The following is a 15,800-nucleotide window of genomic DNA, read 5'->3' on the forward strand; positions in this document are numbered from 1 at the left end:
AGATCCGTCCGGGCCGACAACCTTCCTATAGAAGGTTGCGGCTTGATCAGTGATCAAACGCCTTGACGATTTCCTCGGTCATTTTCTTGGCGTCGCCGAGCAGCATCATGGTGCCGTCTTTGTAGAACAGCGTGTTGTCGATGCCGGCATAGCCGGAGCCGAGCGAGCGCTTGACGAACAGGCAGGTGCGGGCCTTGTCGACGTCGAGGATCGGCATGCCGTAGATGGGCGAGGACTTGTCGTCGCGCGCGGACGGGTTGGTGACGTCGTTGGCGCCGATGACATAGGCGACGTCGGCCTGCGCGAATTCGGAGTTGATGTCCTCGAGCTCGAACACCTCGTCATAGGGCACGTTGGCCTCGGCGAGCAGAACGTTCATGTGGCCGGGCATGCGGCCGGCAACCGGATGGATGGCGTACTTGACCTCGACGCCGTTGGCCTTGAGCTTGTCGGCCATCTCGCGCAGCGCATGCTGCGCCTGCGCCACCGCCATGCCGTAGCCGGGCACGATGATGACCTTCTGCGCGTTCATCATCAGATAGGCAGCGTCGTCGGCCGAGCCCTGCTTGACGGTGCGCTCGATGCCGTCGTCGGCCGCTGCCGCCGTCTCGCCGCCGAAGCCGCCGAGGATGACCGAGATGAAGGAGCGGTTCATGCCCTTGCACATGATGTAGGACAGGATCGCGCCCGACGAGCCGACCAGCGCGCCAGTAATGATCAGCGCCAGGTTGCCGAGCGTGAAGCCGAGCGCCGCGGCGGCCCAGCCCGAATAGGAATTCAGCATCGACACCACGACCGGCATGTCGGCGCCGCCGATCGGGATGATGAGCAGCACGCCGAGCACCAGCGACGCGGCGACGATCAGCCAGAACACCAACTTGGCTTCGGTGGTGACCAGAAGCACGATCAGCACCACCAGCGCGATGCCGAGCGCCGCGTTGATGAAGTGGCGGCCGCCGATCATGATCGGCTTGCCGGACATGCGGCCGTCGAGCTTGAGGAAGGCGATGACCGAGCCGGTGAAGGTGATGGCGCCGATGGCGACGCCAAGGCTCATCTCGATCAGCGCCTGGGCATGGATGTCGCCCGCCGTGCCGATGCCGAAGCTTTCCGGCGCGTAGATGGCCGCGGCCGCGACCATCACGGCGGCAAGGCCGACCAGCGAGTGAAAGGCGGCGACCAGCTGCGGCATAGAGGTCATGGCGATGCGGCGCGCGGTGACCGCGCCGACGCCACCGCCGATGGCAAGACCGAGCACGATCAGGCCGAAGCCGCCGGCCGATGGAATGGCCAGTGCCAGCGTGGTGGCAATGGCGATGCCCATGCCGATCATGCCGTAGAGGTTGCCCTGCCGGCTGGTGGTCGGGTGCGACAGGCCGCGCAGCGCCAGGATGAACAGGATGCCGGAGACCAGATAGAGGAAGGAAGCGAAGTTGGCGTTCACGTCACTTGTCCTTCTTCTTGTACATCGCCAGCATGCGCTGGGTGACGAGGAAGCCGCCGAAGATGTTGACGGACACCAGCATCAGCGCGACGAAGCCGAAGCCGGTGGCAAGGCCGGAGGCCGAGATGCCGACGGCAAGCAGCGCGCCGACGACGATGACCGACGAGATGGCGTTGGTGACGGCCATCAGCGGCGTGTGCAGCGCCGGCGTGACCGACCAGACGACATAGTAGCCGACGAAAATCGCCAGCACGAAGATGGCGAAGCGGAAGACGAAGGGGTCGATGGCGCCGCCGGAGAGTGCATGGGCTGCATCGCCCGCCGCCTCGGCGCCGGGCGCTGTGGCCAGGTCCTGCACGGCGAGCCTGACGGCGGCGGTTGCCTGGTCGAGCTGGTCGAGGGCTTTCTGCAAGGCGTCCATCACGCGATCCCCTTCGGCTTGGCAGCGGACTTGCTCGTAGCGGTTTTCTTGTCTGCGGTCTTTTTGGGCGCCGTCTTCTTCTCGGAAGCCTCGGCGACCAGGGTCGTGGCGGGCACAGCCGCCGGTTCAAGGCGCGGCTGCTGGTCGGCCTTGGCGAAATTGGGGTGCACCACCCGGCCTGCGTCGGTCAGCATGGTCGCCTTGACCAGTTCGTCATCGCGCTTGATGGCAAGCGTCTTGCTTTCCTTGTCGACCAGCGTCTCGAGGAAGGCGAACAGGTTCTTGGCGTAGAGCAGCGAGGCCGACGCCGCGACGCGGCCCGGCACGTTGAGATGGCCGACGATCTTGACGCCGTTCGCCGTGGTCACGACCTTGCCGGCTTGCGCGCCCTCGACATTGCCGCCGCGCTCGACGGCGAGGTCGACGATCACCGAGCCCGGCTTCATCGAGGCGACCATCGCCGCCGAGACCAGCTTCGGCGCCGGACGGCCGGGGATCAGCGCCGTGGTGATCACGATGTCCTGCTTGGCGATGTGCTCGGCGGTCAGCGCCGCCTGCTTAGCCTGGTATTCCTTCGACATTTCCTTGGCATAGCCGCCCGCCGTCTCGGCCGCCTTGAACTCTTCGTCCTCGACCGCCAGGAATTTCGCGCCGAGCGACTGCACCTGTTCCTTCACCGCCGGACGCACGTCGGTGGCGGTGACGACGGCGCCAAGCCGGCGCGCGGTGGCGATCGCCTGCAGGCCGGCGACGCCGACGCCCATGATGAAGGCCTTGGCCGCCGGCACGGTTCCGGCCGCCGTCATCATCATCGGCAGCGCCCGGTCATATTCGGCGGCCGCATCGATCACCGCCTGGTAGCCGGCGAGATTGGCCTGCGAGGACAGCACATCCATCACCTGCGCGCGGGTGATGCGCGGCATGAACTCCATCGAGAAAGCGGTGATGCCGGCCTTGGCCATGGCGGCGACGGCCGCGTCGTTGCCGTAAGGATCCATGATGGCGATGACGGCGGCGCCCTGCTTGTAGCCTTTCAGCTCCGCATCGGTCGGGCGGCGCACCTTCAGCACCACGTCGGCCTTCTTGGCATCACCGGCCGTGCCGATCTTGGCGCCGTTCGCGGCAAAGTCCTGGTCGGGGATGCGCGAGCCGGTGCCCGCGCCTTTTTCGACCACCACCTCGAAGCCGAGGCCGGCCAGTCGCTTCACCGTGTCCGGCGAGGCAGCAACGCGCTGCTCGTTCGCGTCAAGCTCACGAGGGATGAAAACCGTCTGCCCCACCGCATGATCCTTTCGGCTGGAACCTGTCTGCGCGGGACGCCAGCCGGGGCCTCCGGCGACGTCCGAGGCAAGAGATTTGTAAGGTCTATCGGAGGATGAAGAAGCCGGCGGCCAGGATCACGGCCCAGAGGATGACCGCCGAGAAGAAGCCGCCTACGAAGAAGCCGAAAGCCATCGAAATCATCACGGCGAGGCAAAAGAGCGAACCGTATTTGGCCAGCGCCAGGAAGCCCGCATAGGTGCGGTCATGCTCGGCATAGTCCATCTTCGCGCCCAGTTCGACAGGACCGGTCGGCGTGTGATCAGCCATAGGAATACCCCTTCGAAGACATCTTGGAGGCACATAGCGAAAAGCTGGACGCAGAGCAATGGCGCTATTGCCGCATCGCCCGGCACAACAGCCTCAAAGGAAAGTTGAAGACCGCGACCCCGACCGGCCCGCTGGCCGTGAAGGGGCGATGACGGCCTTCAGACCTTCAGCCGCCGAGATGCGGGAACAGTCCGAGCAGGCCGGCGATGATCAGATAGAGCGCGACGATGTAGTTCAGCAGCCTGGGCATGACCAGGATCAGCACGCCGGCGATCAGCGAGATCAACGGGGTCAGCGTAAGCGCGGAAATGGTCATGTCGGGGGTCCTTTCCAAAAGCGGTGATCACCAATCCGTGGCGATACAATCTGCAGGTGGTGCCTGTCGCCCCTTACAACGCCGGCGCGCCCGGAAGGCTCCAGCCGACGCATGTCGCCGAAGAAAATGCCGCGGGTTTCGGCACGACGACAGGGGCAAAAAAGCCGCGGGGGTCAGGCCGCCTCGAAGTATTTGGCGGTCGGCAGGATGGTCAGCGGCGCCAGCTCGCCCCGCTTGGGGCGTTGGAAAAGCATGCGCTGTTCGAACGTCGTGGAGTTGAAGAACGGGAAGCGGTCCAGCGTCGCCTGCATGTTCTCGGAGCACTTCGACTGGAACAGATGCACGGGAACGGTCAGGCCGGGATAGTTCCGCGGCGGCACCGCCTGCTCCGATCGGAAGATGCGATGATAGAAGGCGGAATGCTCTTCCTTGATCGCCGTCAGGCAATAGGTCGGCTTGAAATGGCTGCAGGCAACCACCGCCAGCCTCAGCGTCACATAGGGCAGCACCCGCAGGCTGCTCGACCATTCGAGATCGGCGGCGAACCGGCTCGGATCGACGAAGGTCTCGCCGGCCGCCAGGCGCCGCGCCAGCACGTCGCCGAAGACATCGGTGCTGGGCGAAACTGGATGCTTCGCGTTGGCATGGTGAATTCTGATGGTGCTGACCAGCGAGCCGTCGAAGAACACGCCGAAGCGATAGCAATTGGGAAGGTCGTCGAAGCTGTCCTTCACCATGCGGGAAGCATCGGGCTTCACCATGCCGGCGTGAAGGTAGGAATTGTAGCGAAGCCGATAGATTGCCTCGAGGTCTTCGGCGCCGTCGCAAAGGCGATACTCGATGTGCTCCAGAACTTCCATGATGTGATCTGAAAACACCGAGGGACGCTGCTGACCCCTGGCTTTAGCCGCCGCCAGAGGCGTACCCACCAACTGAGCTTCCACTTTGTAAATCCTCGTGCCGCCGCAAGAGGACCATAGCGAACAGGCGAAAGAACCAGAAGCGAAATTCCGAGCTTTTGAGTTTACCCTAAATTAACGTTAACAAATGGTTAAACCCAAAGGATGCGCGGCTTCGGGGCGTTTCGCGGGATATTTCAGGTGGCGGCGAGTTTCGCGGCCGGCCGCAACTCAGCGGCGAAAGGCCAGGTCACGTTGGACATGGTCTCGATGCCCGACGCGCTCAGCGCGGCGCCGAAGAGGAAGCCCTGGACCAGGTCCGGCTTGACCGAATGCAGCAGGATCTTGAGCTGTTCGAAGGTTTCAACGCCTTCGACGGTGACGGTGAGACCGAGGATCCGCGTAAGATCGACGACGCCCTTCAGGAGGTCGAGCGAGCGCGGGTTCTGGGTGACGTCCATCAGGAACGAGCGATCGATCTTGATCTTGTCGAGCGGCAGCTTGTGCAGATAGCTCAGGCTCGAATAGCCGGTGCCGAAGTCGTCGAGGGCGATGCGCACGCCGAGTTGCTTCAGCTCCTCGATGTACTGCCGCGTCAGCGACTTGTCGTCGAGCAGCGCGGTTTCGGTGACCTCGATCTCCAGGCGGCCCGCCGCGAGCCCGGAAGCGGCCAGCGCGTCACGGACCTTCTGGATGACGTCGTGGTTGCGGAAATCCTTGGCGGACAGATTGACTGAGACGCTGGTCTGGTCCGGCCATTTGGCGCACTCGGCGCAGGCCGCCTGCAACACGAAGGTGCTGATCTCGGAGATGATGCCCATCTCCTCGGCCAGCGGGATGAAGATGCTCGGCGAAATCGGCCCGAGATCGGGATGATCCCAACGGCAGAGCGCCTCGCAGCTGGCGATGCGCATCGTGTGCATCGACACGATCGGCTGATAGACAACCCGCAGGCCCTTGCTTTCCACGGCGCTGCGCAGGTCAGCCTTCATCAGCTGGCGGTTGCGGAAGGCGGCGTCCATCGACGCCTCGAACAGCCGCCAGTTGTTCTTGCCGAGCTCCTTGGCCTTGTAGAGCGCAAGGTCGGCCTTGACGATCATGGCATCGACGTCGGTGTCCGCGACCTTGGACAGCACGGCGCCCGCGCTGGCCTGGATGCGCAGCCCGTGACCGGCGACGTCGACTTCACCCTGCAGGTCGGCGAATATCTGGTCGAGCAGGCCGGTCAGATGGCTCTCGTCCTCGATGCGATCGAAGAAGATCATGAACTCGTCGCCGCCGAAGCGGCTGACGGTGATGCCTTGCCCGGCTACGGCTGCCAGCCGTTCCGCCACGGCGTAGATCAGGCCGTCGCCAACGGGATGGCCGAGCGTGTCGTTGACGCTCTTGAAATCGTCGAGGTCGACCACCGACAGGCCGCACAGGCGATCCCGGTCGCCAGAGGCCATCAGTTCCCCGACGAGCTCATGGAAATAGGCGCGATTGGGCAGGCCGGTGAGGTTGTCGTAGCGCGCCATGAAGCGGATCTTTTCCTCCGCCTCGACACGCGCAGTGACGTCCTCGAAGGTGATGACGCCAAGGTCCTGGCTGCCTTCGCGCGCCGAGAATTCGAAGTGCTGGCCGTTGGAGAAGGACACCAGCACCTTGCGGTCGCGTCCTTCGCGCAGCGCGCGCGTCAGCTGCGCCTCGACATAGCGGCAGTCCTTCGGCGCCAGCATGCCGCCGGCAACGCCGCGCATCAGCAGCGAATGGATCGACCGCCCGAGCAGTTGCTCCGGCGATTTCAGCGACATCAGATGGGCGGCCTCGGCATTGCCGACCACCACCTTGCCGTCCGGGCCAAGCATGACCAGGCCATGCGACATGGTGTTGAGGGCGCGGTTGAAGCGCTGCGCGAGCTGCCTGGCCTGCTTGTGCCCGACGACGGCCGAGAACAGCACATTGCGGACGTGGTCGGCACTGCCCTTGATGATGAACATGAACGGGATGATCAGCAGGCCGAGCACGACATAGGGGATGTCGACCCTGAGAATGAGGGCGGCAGCGATAGGTCCGACGAAGGTCACTGCGAAGATCATGACCATGCGCGGCGAGCCGTAATTTCGGCCAACGACGGTCACCAGGGAGGCCAGCGTTACCGACAACGCGCCGATCTCGGCATAGGAATCCGAGTAGACATAGATGGATATGAAGCAAAAAATCCCCAGCAGCAGCCCTTGCAGGCTACCCTTCAGGATGTACTCGCGCTCCCATTTCGTCGCATCGGCGGCGTCGCGAATCTCGCCGCCCGAGCGATGGAAGCGCCGCAGGCTGAAGTAGCGCCAGACGCCGACGCCGAGCAACGCGCCGGCGAGCGCCAGGAAAACCGGCTGGCCGTTGCGCCAGTAGACCATGAGGCTGACGACGGCGTGGCAGCTCGCGCCGATGACCAGCATGTGCGCGTTGTCGAACAACGAGCGCACAAACTGGATATAAACATCCACAGGGATGTTATCGGTTTTTGTTCTGCCCATTACTGGCGCCCATTGAGCCCCAGCCTTGCCATAGTCCCATTAAAAAATCTTTAGCCTGGGCTGAAACGCCTGGTTTCCGGGCGCTTTTGGGGTCACTCGGCGGCCTGCAGTTCCGACCTTGCCGGCGCTTTCGCCAGGCGCTCCAGCAGTCTCGAACGCTCGCCGGCGGCCTTTTCGGCGCTCACCTGCCGGACGTGGCCGTAGCCGCGGATCAGCGCCGGCACCGAGGCAAGCGCGGTGGCCGCCTCGATTCTGCCAGGCGCCAGCGCGCCGGCGATCAACTCCAGGTCGGCCTCGTACTGTGCCAGGAGCTGCCGCTCCATGCGCCTTTCCGCGCTGTGGCCGAAGATGTCGAAAGCCGTGCCGCGTAAGCCTTTCAGCGCCGCAAGCAGGCGAAACCCCTTCATCATCCAGGGGCCGAAATTCGATTTCCTCGGGCGGCCGTCATTGCCGCGCCGGCCCAGCATCGGCGGCGCCAGATGGAATTCGAGCTTGTCGTAGCTCTGGAACTGTTTCGATAGCTCGGCGGCGAAGGTGCCGTCGGTATAGAGGCGCGCCACCTCGTATTCGTCCTTGATCGCCATCAGCTTGAACAGGTTCCGGGCGGCGGCCCCGGTCACCACCGTCGAGCCAGGCGCCGCCTTGCCCTCGGCCTGGCGCAGCGCGGCGAGCCTTTGGGCATAGCGCTTGCCGTAGGCTGGGTTCTGATAGGCGGTGAGGAAGGCGACGCGGCGGGCGATGATCTCGTCCAGCGTTTCGGCGGGCGCGGCGGCCGCCTTGCCCGGCTGGCTGACGAGGCCGCGCACGAAATCCGGCTCATGCGCGGCGCGGCGGCCCCAGCGGAACGCGGCGACGTTCATCGCCACTGCCTCGCCATTGAGCTCGATCGCCTTCTCGACCGCCTCGGCCGACAGCGGCAGCCCGCCATGCTGGAAGGCGAAGCCGAGCATGAACATGTTGGCGCCGAGCGAGTTGCCGAACAATTGGGTGGCGGTGCGGGTGGCGTCGAAGAAATGCGCCTTGCCCTCGCCTGCGGTAGTGCGGATCGCCTTTTTCAGCCGCTCGACCGGCAGGGAGAAGTCGGCGGAGCGGGTGAATTCGCCGGGCATGATCTCGGCGGTATTGGCGAGGAAGATCGTATGGCCCTCGCGCACCGCCGCCAGCACCTTCTGCGCGCCCGACACGACGAGGTCGCAGCCGAGCACCAGGTCGGCCTTCCCCGCCGAAACGCGGATGGCGTGGATCTCGTCCGGCGTGCGTGCGATGCGCACATGGGTGAACACCGAGCCGCCCTTCTGGGCGAGGCCGGCCATGTCGATCATGCCGCAGCCCTTGTCCTCGAGATGCGCCGCCATGCCGAGCACGGCGCCGATGGTGACGACGCCGGTGCCGCCGACGCCGTCGATGATCCCGGCCCATCCCTGCGCGCCGAGGGGGAACTCGGCCGGGGTGGGCACGCCATGGAGCGGGTCGGTCCTGCCGGCGATGCCCTCGGCCTTCCTGATCTTGGCGCCGTGCACGGTGACGAAAGACGGGCAGAAGCCGTTGACGCAGGAGAAATCCTTGTTGCAGCTCGACTGGTCGATGCGTCGCTTGCGGCCGAATTCGGTCTCGACCGGCTGGATCGAGACGCAGTTGGATTGCACCCCGCAATCGCCGCAGCCCTCGCACACCAGCTCGTTGATGAAGATGCGTTTGTCGGGGTCGGGGAAGGTCCCGCGCTTGCGGCGGCGGCGCTTCTCGGCGGCGCAGGTCTGGTCGTAGAGAAGCACGGAGATGCCCTTGACCCCGCGCAATTCACGCTGCACGAGGTCGAGGTCGTCGCGGTGATGGATGGTCGCGTCAGCCGGGAAGTCGGCCTTCCCCGCGTATTTGTCCGGTTCGTCGGTGACGATGGCGATGCGCTCGACGCCTTCGGCCCGCACCTGCCTGGCGATCATGTCGACGGTCAGCCCGCCCTCATGCGGCTGGCCGCCGGTCATGGCCACGGCGTCGTTGTAGAGGATCTTGTAGGTGATGTTGGCATCGCTCGACAGCGCGAAGCGGATCGCCAGCGCGCCGGAGTGATTGTAGGTGCCGTCGCCGAGATTCTGGAAGATGTGGTCGCGTTTCGAGAATGGCGCCTGGCCGACCCACTGCGCGCCTTCGCCACCCATCGCGGTGAAGCCGACGGTGTTCCTGTCCATCCACAGCGCCATGAAATGGCAGCCGATGCCGGCGGCGGCCAGCGACCCGTCCGGCACCTTGGTCGAGGAATTGTGCGGGCAGCCGGAGCAGAAGAAGGGCGTACGCGAGCCGATATCGACGGTATCGGCGAGCATGGCCTGGAACTGGCGCAGTTTCGCCACCCGCGCCGCGATCTCTTCCGACGGGCCGATGGTGCGCAGGATCCGCTCGCCGAGCGCGATCGCGATCTCGTTCGGATCGAGCGCGCCCTTGGCCGGGAACAGCCAGTCGCCGCGCTCGTCCTTCTTGCCGACGATCGCCGGCTGGCTGGCGGTGCCGTAGAGGCTTTCGCGCAGTTGCACCTCGATCAGCGAGCGCTTCTCCTCGACGACGACGATGGTGTCGAGGCCGCGGGCGAAGTCGGCGACATGCTGCAGGTCGAGCGGCCACGGGCAGCCGACCTTGAACAGGCGGATGCCGATGCGGTTGGCCGCAGCCTCGTCGATGCCGATATCCTCCAGCGCCTGGCGTACGTCGAGATAGCTCTTGCCGATGGTGATGACGCCGAGCTTCGGATTGCGGCCGCCCGAATAGATGATGCGGTTCAGCCCGTTGACGTGGATGAAGGCGGAGGCCGCGTAGCGCTTGTACTCATGCAGCCGCTCCTCCTGGCCGAGCATGTCGATCTCGTGGCGGATGTTGAGGCCGCCGGGCGGCATGTCGAACGGCGGCACCACGATGTTCAGCCGCTCCAGCGAGGCGTCGACGGAGGCCGTCGATTCGATGTTGTCCTTGACGCATTTGATCGCCGCCCAGGTGCCGGCGAAGCGCGACATGGCGAAGCCGTAGAGCCCGTAGTCGATGATCTCCTGGACGCCGGCCGGGTTGAGGATCGGCACCATCGTGTCGACGAACAGGAATTCGGTGGCGTGCGCGTTGGTCGACGATTCGGCCATGTGGTCGTCGCCCATCAGGGCAAGCACGCCGCCATGCTTCGACGAGCCGGCGAGGTTGGCGTGCCGGAACACGTCGCCGGAGCGATCGACGCCCGGCCCCTTGCCGTACCAGACCGAAAAGACGCCGTCATGCGTGCCTTCGCCCAGCAATTCGGCCTGCTGCGTGCCCCAGCAGGCGGTGGCGGCAAGCTCTTCGTTGAGGCCGGGCTGGAAGACGATGTCGGACTGCGCCAGCTGCTTCTTGGCCTTCCACAGCTGCATGTCGAGGCCGCCGAGCGGCGAGCCGCGATAGCCGGAGACGAAGCCGGCGGTGTTCAGCCCCGCGCGGCGATCGCGCTCGCGCTGCATCAGAAGCATGCGGATGACGGCCTGCGCGCCGGAAAGGAAGATGCGCTCCTTGCCAAGGTCGAACTTGTCGTCGAGCGCGACGTCATGCAGCGTCATCAGGCATTTCCTTCGCGGAGGGCGCACGGAATCGCGCGGCCTACGTCGGAGTGGGACGCCGCAGTCTTTCTCCCCTTGCCGGAGAGGTCAAACGAAATCGCAGGTGCCAGACGACGCGCAACAAACGGTCAAATCGGCGGCCGTTGACGCATGCAACGGCACCAGGGCGGTTCAGCCGAGCACGAAAATTCCGGCCCCTGAACCTCAGGCGGCCTTCGAGCAATCGGGCTTGGGCTCGCCCGGCAGCTTGCCGTCGACATGGCCGATCATGTCCTTGTTGAGCTCGTAGACCGGCCCGACCACCAGCGGACGGTCCGGCAGCACCGACTGATCCATCGACGAGGTCAGCGTCGTCTCGAAGCTCTGCAGCAGCGTGCCATCGGCGTCCTCGATGCGGATCGAGATCGAATAGGGCTTGTCCTTGACTACGCAGGTGAGCGGCGGGCTGGTCAGCGTTATATGCGGCAGCTTGGGCCAGATCTTCTGGTTGACGATGATCGGATCTCCGCCGGCCGGGTTCTGGAAGCTGACCACGGCAACCTGGCCTTCTCCCATCGGCCGCAGCGGGTTGAGGGTGACGACATAGGTGGCGATGCCCAGCCGGTAATTGAACTCGAACAGCTTGCCGGAAATGGCGAACAGCTGCTCCTTGCCGGAATCGCGGCAGGCGCCAAGCATTGCCACCGCCAGCAGAGCGGCGCCGAGAACGATCGAGCGCGAATTTTTCCTAGACATCGGTAGCCTCCCTGGCCGCCGTGCGGCGGCGGTAATAACGGTTTGCCTTTTGCCGGTTGCCGCACACCGCCATGTCGCACCAGAGGCGACTGGAATTGCGGCTGCGGTCGACGAACAGCCAGCTGCAGTTGGGACAGATCCTGAGCCTCGCGACCGTCTCCTCGCGCAGCAGCGACAGCGCCGAGACGGCCAGCGCCGACTCGAAGGCCATCGGTGTCGCCGGGTCGCCGAACGGCTGCCCCGAAGCGCCGATTTCGGTGCGGCTTTGCGCCAGTCCGTCGGCGCAGGCCGCCAGGAAATCGGGCAGGTCGCCGGTGGCGATCGCGCCCTTTGCCACCGCGTTGCGGAACAGGCGGTCGGTGGTCTCGCGGATCGACAACACCACCGGTGCGATCGCCTCGGGCGCCGGCGCTTCCAGCTTGCGGTTGCCGAGCTCGCTGGCGCGGAAGCCGCTCGCCGCCTCGGCGAAACGGGCGATCTCGGCCCGATTGTCGAAACGGTCGAAGGTCTTCTCCGGGTCGTTGCGCAGCACGACGGTGTTCGCGGTGTCGAGCGCGAGAATGCCGCCGGTGAAGCGGTGCGGGGTCCAGGATACCGTCATGACAGAAATCTAACCGATAAATCGCGTTTGACAAGTTAGATTCCGAATGCAACGTTCCGCGCAGGGTTGCGAGTTGCCGCTGCCCCTGTTTCGAGCATGTCGTTGCCCCAAAACCGCTAGGCACTTTTGGGCGACATGCTCCGAGGTCTGCGCATGCTCTATTTCTTCCAGCAGGTTCTGAACGGGCTGCATTCGGGCGCGCTCTATGCGCTTCTCGCCTTCGGCTATGTGCTGACCAACGGCATCCTGCACCGCACCAACCTCGCCTATGGCGCGGTCTTCGCCTTCTGCGGCCACACAATGATTCTTGCCGCCGCCTTCGGCTACCAGGCGCTTTGGCTGACGCTCTATGCCTCTGTCGCGCTCGGCGTGCTTGCGGCCTTCCTCTATGCGGCGCTGATCAGCCGCGTCCTGTCGCGCAACGTCTTCGAGCCGCTGGCCGACCGCTCGCCCAACGCCATCGTGGTGACGACGCTCGGCGTATTGCTGGTGCTTTCGGAGTCAAGCCGCATCGCCGCCGACACGCACGACCTGTGGCTGCCGCCGATGCTGGCCGTGCCGGTCGTCTTCGCCGAGCACGACGGCTTCAAGGCGACGCTGACGCTGATCCAGCTGCTCGACTGCGCCGCCGTGCTGGCGGCCATCGCGCTTGCCGCCTGGGCGTTCGCCCGCTCCCGGTTCGGACGCTCCTGGCGCGCCGTCTCCGACGATCCCAGGGCGGCGGCGATGTGCGGCGTCGACGTGCGCTCGGTCTTCCGCCAGGCGGTTCTGCTCGGCGGCTTCTGCGCCGCGCTCGCCGGCGTGCTGGCCGGCATCTACTATGGCAACATCAGCTTCGGCACCGGCCTGGTCTACGGGTTGAAGGTGCTGTTCGTGACGGCGGTCGGCGGCTATCTCTCGCCGCCGCGCGCCGCGCTCGGTGCCGCCGCCTTCGGCATGGCCGAATCGCTGTGGGCCGGCTATTTCCCGCTCGAATGGCGCGATGCTTGGATGTATCTGTTCCTCGTCGCCATGCTGGTGCTGATCGGCGCCGGCCGCGACCAGCAGAAAATCGCCTGACCTATCAGACTTTGGTTGCATCGTGCCCCGCTAGCCGGCGGTTTGCCGGCGTCCCCGTCTCACAACCATGTTGACCGCCCCTCTGCCGTGTTGACCCGCCGTGCCACGCACGGCATACCGTTGGGCCACTGCGGCACGTCGGAAAATAAGGGGAGCCGGCGCGCCTCCGATATTTTGAATTGCGCATCGCGATTTCCGGAAATCGAAACCGATTTTCGGGCCGATGCGCGGAGGGAGGAATGCATGGCAGGGCTGCTCGCTCTATCCAGAACGATCGACCGTGTGAACGAGTTCATCGGCAGATGGGTGTCGTGGCTGATCCTGTTGGCGATCCTGGTCAGTGCCGGCAACGCGATCATCCGCAAGGTCTTCGACATATCGTCGAACGCGTGGCTTGAATTGCAATGGTATCTGTTCGGCGCCGCCTTCATGCTGGCCGCCGCCTATACGCTGAAGCAGAACGACCATATCCGCATCGACATCGTCTACGGCATGTTCTCGCGCCGGGTGCAGCACTGGATCGACCTGCTCGGCCACATGCTGTTCCTGATGCCGTTCGTCACCCTGATGGTGATCTATTTCGTGCCCTATGTGTCGCTGTCCTTCCGCAGCGGCGAAATGTCGACCAATGCCGGCGGGCTGATCGTCTGGCCGGCGAAGGCGATCCTGCTTGTCGGCTTCTTCCTGCTGGCGCTGCAGGGCATCTCCGAGATCATCAAGAAGATCGCCATCATGCGCGGCGACATGGACGATCCCAATCCCTTCATATCGGCGCATGAGCAGGCCGAACTCGAGGCGAAAGCACTCGCCGAAGAAGCCAAGGCGCTGGCCGGCGAGGTGCGCCCATGATCGAGTTCATCGCCCAAAACATGGCGCCGATCATGTTCGCCTCGCTGATCATCTTCCTTTTGATCGGCTACCCCGTCGCCTTCTCGCTCGCCGCCAACGGCCTTTTGTTCTTCTCAATCGGCGTCCTGCTGTCGCCCTATTCGGGCGGCTCGATAAACCTGGCCTGGCCCCTGCTGCATGCGCTGCCCGACAATTTCTACGGCAGCCGGGTGATGTCGAACGACACGCTGCTGGCGATCCCGTTCTTTACCTTCATGGGCATCGTGCTGGAGCGATCCGGCATGGCCGAGGACCTGCTCGACACGATCGGCCAGCTGTTCGGGCCGATCCGCGGCGGCCTGGCCTATGCCGTCATCTTCGTCGGCGCGCTGCTTGCGGCGACCACCGGTGTCGTGGCGGCGTCGGTCATCGCCATGGGTTTGATCTCGCTGCCGATCATGCTGCGCTACGGCTATGACCGCCGTGTGGCGTCGGGCGTCATCGCGGCATCGGGCACGCTCGCCCAGATCATCCCGCCCTCGCTGGTGCTGATCGTGCTCGCCGACCAGCTCGGCCGCTCCGTCGGCGACATGTATGCCGGCGCGCTGATCCCCGGCCTCGTGCTCACGGGCATCTACATGCTCTACATCCTGATCATGTCGATCGTCCGGCCGAAATCGATGCCGGCCCTGCCGCTCGAAGCCCGCACGCTCGGCCATGGCGTGGTGTCGCTGATCGTGGCGCTGGCGGTTGCGGTCGCTGTGTCCTACGCCGCCTACCGCTATCTGGCGCCGGCGCATGGCGACAATGCCGACATTCTCGGCGCCTGCGTCGGCGTGATCCTGATCTATGTCGTGGCGATTGCCGACAAGGGCCTGAACATCAACATGATGTCCCGGTTGGCGCAGCAGGTGATCATCGTGCTGATCCCGCCGCTGGCGCTGATCTTCCTGGTGCTCGGCACCATCTTCCTTGGCATCGCCACCCCGACCGAGGGCGGCGCCATGGGCTCCGTCGGCGCATTGATCATGGCGGCGGCAAAGGGGCGGCTCTCGCTGGATGTGATCAAGCAGGCGCTGACCGCGACGACCAGGCTGTCCTCCTTCGTGCTGTTCATCCTGATCGGCGCGCGCGTCTTCTCGCTGACCTTCTACGGCGTCAACGGCCACCTCTGGGTCGAGCATCTGCTCACCTCGCTGCCGGGCGGCGAGGTCGGCTTCCTGATCGGCGTCAACGCGCTGGTCTTCGTGCTTGCCTTCTTCCTCGATTTCTTCGAGCTCGCCTTCATCATCGTGCCGCTGTTGGCGCCCGCCGCCGACAAGCTCGGCATCGACCTGATCTGGTTCGGCGTGCTGCTCGGCGTCAACATGCAGACCTCCTTCATGCATCCGCCCTTCGGCTTCGCGCTGTTCTACCTGCGCTCGGTCGCCGCGCGCGTGCCCTATCTCGACCGCATCACTGGCAAGCAGATCGCGCCGGTCACCACCGGCCAGATCTATTGGGGTGCGGTGCCCTTCGTCTGCATCCAGGTGATCATGATCGGGCTCACCATCGCCTTCCCGCAAATGGTGATGCACTACAAGGGCGCGGCGGTTGATCCGGGCACGATCGACATCCAGTTGCCGCAGATGCCGGGCCTGTCGCCGCTCGGCACGCCGCCGGCGGATGGCGCCGCGGCTCCGGCCTCTGGCGGGGCGGCACCGGCAGCGCCGGCCACCGACCTGTCCCAGCCACCGAGCTTCGGCGACACGCCGCCCGCCACGCCGGCGGCACCGGCGCCCGATCTGTCGCAGCCGCCGAACTTCAATTGATGGGGGAGGCCCGACAG

General features: G+C 65.1%; 13 protein-coding genes. 3 read left to right on the forward strand and 10 right to left on the reverse strand.

Going from position 1 to position 15,800, the window contains the following annotated elements:
* Positions 1-46: 46 nt before the first annotated feature.
* From EN738_RS05970 to EN738_RS06015, 10 genes are all read right to left on the reverse strand, one after another.
* Positions 47-1,444, reverse strand: a complete 1,398-nt coding sequence (locus tag EN738_RS05970) for an NAD(P)(+) transhydrogenase (Re/Si-specific) subunit beta (RefSeq protein WP_127282904.1) — start codon at positions 1,442-1,444, stop codon at positions 47-49.
* Between the two features lies 1 nt (position 1,445).
* Positions 1,446-1,865 carry a proton-translocating transhydrogenase family protein gene (locus tag EN738_RS05975; RefSeq protein ID WP_127282905.1) on the reverse strand — a complete coding sequence of 140 codons (420 nt, stop codon included), beginning with the start codon at positions 1,863-1,865 and terminating at the stop codon, positions 1,446-1,448.
* Positions 1,865-3,145, reverse strand: a complete 1,281-nt coding sequence (locus EN738_RS05980) for a Re/Si-specific NAD(P)(+) transhydrogenase subunit alpha (RefSeq protein WP_127282906.1) — start codon at positions 3,143-3,145, stop codon at positions 1,865-1,867. Before EN738_RS05980 ends, EN738_RS05975 begins: the two co-directional genes overlap by 1 nt.
* Positions 3,146-3,230: 85 nt before the next feature.
* Entirely contained in the window at positions 3,231-3,455 is a 225-nt protein-coding gene (locus EN738_RS05985) for an aa3-type cytochrome c oxidase subunit IV (RefSeq protein ID WP_126057003.1), read from the reverse strand.
* A gap of 166 nt (positions 3,456-3,621) precedes the next feature.
* Positions 3,622-3,771: a DUF3096 domain-containing protein gene (locus EN738_RS05990; RefSeq protein ID WP_127222595.1), complete on the reverse strand. Its 150-nt coding sequence runs from the start codon at positions 3,769-3,771 to the stop codon at positions 3,622-3,624.
* Positions 3,772-3,944: 173 nt separating this feature from the next.
* Positions 3,945-4,700, reverse strand: coding sequence for a hypothetical protein (locus EN738_RS05995; RefSeq protein WP_245478321.1), 756 nt, complete (start codon positions 4,698-4,700; stop codon positions 3,945-3,947).
* 167 nt (positions 4,701-4,867) lie between these two features.
* On the reverse strand, positions 4,868-7,183 hold the full coding sequence (locus EN738_RS06000; protein WP_127282908.1) for an EAL domain-containing protein: 2,316 nt from the start codon (positions 7,181-7,183) through the stop codon (positions 4,868-4,870).
* A 92-nt stretch (positions 7,184-7,275) separates the two neighbouring features.
* Complete coding sequence (locus tag EN738_RS06005; protein WP_127282909.1) at positions 7,276-10,749, reverse strand: indolepyruvate ferredoxin oxidoreductase family protein; 3,474 nt, start codon at positions 10,747-10,749, stop codon at positions 7,276-7,278.
* Between the two features lie 204 nt (positions 10,750-10,953).
* Positions 10,954-11,484, reverse strand: coding sequence for a hypothetical protein (locus EN738_RS06010; RefSeq protein WP_127282910.1), 531 nt, complete (start codon positions 11,482-11,484; stop codon positions 10,954-10,956).
* Positions 11,477-12,085, reverse strand: coding sequence for a CGNR zinc finger domain-containing protein (locus EN738_RS06015; RefSeq protein ID WP_127282911.1), 609 nt, complete (start codon positions 12,083-12,085; stop codon positions 11,477-11,479). The genes EN738_RS06010 and EN738_RS06015 overlap by 8 nt, the downstream gene beginning before the upstream one ends.
* A gap of 153 nt (positions 12,086-12,238) precedes the next feature.
* On the opposite strand from EN738_RS06015, the gene EN738_RS06020 reads away from it, so the two are divergent.
* The 3 genes from EN738_RS06020 to EN738_RS06030 all read left to right on the forward strand — a co-directional run bounded on the left by EN738_RS06020 (position 12,239) and on the right by EN738_RS06030 (position 15,783).
* Entirely contained in the window at positions 12,239-13,144 is a 906-nt protein-coding gene (locus tag EN738_RS06020; protein ID WP_127282912.1) for a branched-chain amino acid ABC transporter permease, read from the forward strand.
* Between the two features lie 243 nt (positions 13,145-13,387).
* Positions 13,388-13,993 carry a TRAP transporter small permease subunit gene (locus EN738_RS06025; RefSeq protein ID WP_127282913.1) on the forward strand — a complete coding sequence of 202 codons (606 nt, stop codon included), beginning with the start codon at positions 13,388-13,390 and terminating at the stop codon, positions 13,991-13,993.
* On the forward strand, positions 13,990-15,783 hold the full coding sequence (locus EN738_RS06030) for a TRAP transporter large permease subunit (RefSeq protein WP_127282914.1): 1,794 nt from the start codon (positions 13,990-13,992) through the stop codon (positions 15,781-15,783). Before EN738_RS06025 ends, EN738_RS06030 begins: the two co-directional genes overlap by 4 nt.
* Positions 15,784-15,800: the final 17 nt, after the last annotated feature.

It is taken from the genome of Mesorhizobium sp. M4B.F.Ca.ET.017.02.2.1 (genome assembly GCF_003998955.1).
GTDB classification, from domain to species: Bacteria; Pseudomonadota; Alphaproteobacteria; order Rhizobiales; family Rhizobiaceae; genus Mesorhizobium; species Mesorhizobium abyssinicae.